The sequence below is a fragment of the Lysobacter sp. TAF61 genome (assembly GCF_052113485.1).
Classification (GTDB): domain Bacteria; phylum Pseudomonadota; class Gammaproteobacteria; order Xanthomonadales; family Xanthomonadaceae; genus Lysobacter_J.
Window position 1 is genome coordinate 1 of sequence record NZ_JBFRDH010000013.1, and the last position, 3,244, is coordinate 3,244.

The 3,244-nt window shown below is 68.8% G+C and carries 1 protein-coding gene and 1 pseudogene; both read left to right on the forward strand.

Features of this window, described 5'->3' with window-relative positions; translation table 11 throughout:
* Positions 1 to 1,329, forward strand: a 1,329-nt coding sequence (locus AB4Y64_RS17550; protein WP_441817733.1) for a YadA family autotransporter adhesin, incomplete at its 5' end; no start/stop codon positions are given.
* Positions 1,330 to 1,583: 254 nt separating this feature from the next.
* Positions 1,584 to 3,244: pseudogene (locus AB4Y64_RS17555) on the forward strand (hypothetical protein); the annotation flags it as partial.

The following is a 3,244-nucleotide window of genomic DNA, read 5'->3' on the forward strand; positions in this document are numbered from 1 at the left end:
AACTCCGTTGCGCTTGGTGCCGGTTCGCGCACGACGGTTGGCGCACTCGCCAACTACGTCGACGGCAGCGGCCGCCTCACGGGCCAGGCCTCGGTGGGCGAAGTATCGGTCGGCAGCGCCACCGGCCAGCGGCAGGTGACGAACGTCGCGGCGGGCAAGAACGGCACCGATGCGGTCAACGTCAACCAGCTCAACGCCGCCACGACGGAACTGGGGCAGGGGCTGGCGACCGTCGGCACGCGCGTCGACAACCTCGCCCAGGGTCTGGTCGATGCCGGTGCACGCATCGACGGCGTGCAGGATCGCGTCGACCAGATCGCGCAGGGCGTCAGCGATACCGGCGTGCGCGTCGACGCGGTCGAACAGGGTCTTGCAGACACCAACGGCCGCGTTGACGGCGTCGAGCAGGGGCTGACTGACACGAATGCCCGCATCGATGGTGTCGACGGTCGCCTGGACAATGTCGAAAGCGATATCGATCGCCTGAGCGGCGCGGCCGAACAGATCGACCTGATCTCGGTGGATGGCAATGGCGATGGCAGCGACAAGGCGTCGGCAGCGGCCGGCAGCAAGGCGGTGGCGATGGGTTCGTCGGCCAGCGCGCAGGGCGCCAACGGCATCGCGATCGGCAACAGCGCTTTCGCTGCCGGCCCGAACGACACCGCGCTGGGTGGCAACGCCCGCGTCGAAGCAGACGGCAGCACCGCAGTGGGCGCCAACGCGACTGTCGCTGCGGTGGCAACCAATGCAGTGGCTGTCGGCGAGAGCGCATCGGTACAGGCGGCCAGCGGTACGGCGGTGGGCCAGGGCGCGGTGGTCGATGCAACCGCAACCGGCGCGGTCGCGCTCGGACAGGGTTCGGTCGCCGACCGTGCCAACACGGTTTCGGTCGGCACGGCCGGTGGCGAGCGCCAGATCGCGAACGTCGCCGCCGGGACCGCCGATACCGACGCGGCCAACGTGGCGCAGGTGCGCAACCTCAATACGCAGACGCTGACCCAGGCCAACGCCTACACCGACTCGCGACTGCAGGCGTTCGACGATGACTTCAACCTGCTGCGCAGCCGCGTCGATGAGCGCCTGGACCAGCAGGACCACCGCATCGACCAGCAGGGTGCGATGAGCGCCGCCATGTTGAACATGGCCACCAGCGCCGCCGGTATCCGCACGCAGAACCGCGTCGGCGTTGGCGTCGGTTTCCAGAACGGTGCCAGCGCGGTGTCGATCGGCTACCAGCGTGCCCTGTCGGACCGCGCCACGGTGACCGTGGGAGGTGCCGCAAGCAGTGACGACACATCGGTGGGCGCGGGCGTCGGCTTCGGCTGGTAAGCAGCTGTGTGATCGCACGGCGTCCGCTCACCAGGCGCCGTGCAATTTCTGGCCGCATCACGCCACTCCCCGTTCATGCGTGCGCCTGGTACGCGCGGACAAACGTTGGTATCGGCAGTCAAATCCACGCGGATTTGCCCTGCATAGGCTGAAAGCATGCGTTCTGGGGGAACCGCGACGCATGCCTGCCAAAACCACCATGCAACCGAACCGAACCGAACCGACGCGGCCTGGTCCCGTCGCTGGAGAATTCCATGAACCTGCTTTCCGATGCCCGCCGTCCGCGTCCCGCGCGCCTGGCGCACGCCATCGTCCTTGCACTGGGCCTGGTGCCCGCGATCGCCGGTGCGCAATCGTTCTGCGTCGATTCGTCGGGCAATCCGGTGGGCGCCGCCACCGATCCCGATGCCGTGACCTGCGGCGTCAACGCACTTGCCAGTGGCGCACGCGCTACCGCCATCGGCACCTCTGCAGAAGCCACGGGCGATGAAACCACCGCCGTCGGCGCGTACGCGATGGCCGATGCCGACAACGCCGCCGCGTTCGGTGCCTACAGCTGGGCTGGCGGCATCAACAGCGTCGCCCTCGGCACCGGCACCTTCGCGCTGGGCGAGAACAGCACCGCCAGCGGCTTCAACGCCTCTGCGGCGGGCGCCAATTCCAGTGTCTACGGCTACGGCTCGATCGCCGAGGGCGACGACAGCACGGCGATCGGTAGCAACGCCAACGCCTCCGGCAACGCCAGTTCGGCATTCGGCGCGGGCAGCACGGCCAGTGGCGCGGGTTCGCTTGCGCTGGGCAGCAGCATCAGCAGCGGCGACGATGCGATGGCCGCCGGCGCGGGAGCGGTGGCCAGCGCGGCCAGTGCCATGTCGCTCGGCACCAACGCCGTGGCCTCCGGCTCCAGCACCATCGCCCTGGGCAGCCAGTCGTTGGCGTCGCACGTCGGCGCCACCGCAATCGGCGCCAACGCGCGCTCGGAAGCCGACATGGGGGTGGCCATTGGCCCGCTGGCCACCACCTCCGACTACCTCCCGCTGTACGCCAACACCAATATCGCCAAGAGCCTCACCCCGGTCGAAACGTATGCACCGGTTGCGATCGGCATGTGGGCTCGCGCGACCGGCGGCAACTCGGTTGCACTGGGCGCCAACTCCTACGCTTACAGCGACAACTCGATCGCAATCGGCAACTGGGCCGGCTACCACTACAACGCGCGGATCGAGCCGGGTGTCGGCGACAAGTCGATCGCGATCGGCTACAGCTCCGTTGCGCCAGGCAGCAACAACGTGGTCATTGGGCAGCGTGCGTCCACCGGCTTCCTGCCGTACGTCGGCGCTCCGGCGACGGTCAACCAGGAGTACCTGTTCACCGCCAACGGCACCGTCGTCGGCTCGGCCGCGGTCGCATCGGAGAATGCATCGGCCTACGGCAACACGTCCTACGCCGGCGGGCTGCAGAGCGTCGCCCTCGGCAGCAAGGCTTCGGTGGTGGATCTTGCGCCGGTGCTCAAGCCCGGTAGCGGCGGCGATGCGCTCAAGCCCGGTTTCCGCCCGGACTCGTTCGACTTCAGCACGCTGAAGGCGGGCAATTCGGTCGCGCTGGGCTACAACGCCCAGGTGCTCTACGCCGCCAATGCAATGGCACTGGGGCCGAACGCACGCGTAGCCGGCAGCACGACTGGCACCGGCAGTGACAATTCCATCGCACTGGGCAGCAACAGCCAGGTGGCGGCGGCGACGCCGAACGCGCTGGCGCTGGGTGCGGCCGCCAATGCCTCGTTCGCCAACTCCGTTGCGCTTGGTGCCGGTTCGCGCACGACGGTTGGCGCACTCGCCAACTACGTCGACGGCAGCGGCCGCCTCACGGGCCAGGCCTCGGTGGGCGAAGTATCGGTCGGCAGCGCCACCGGCCA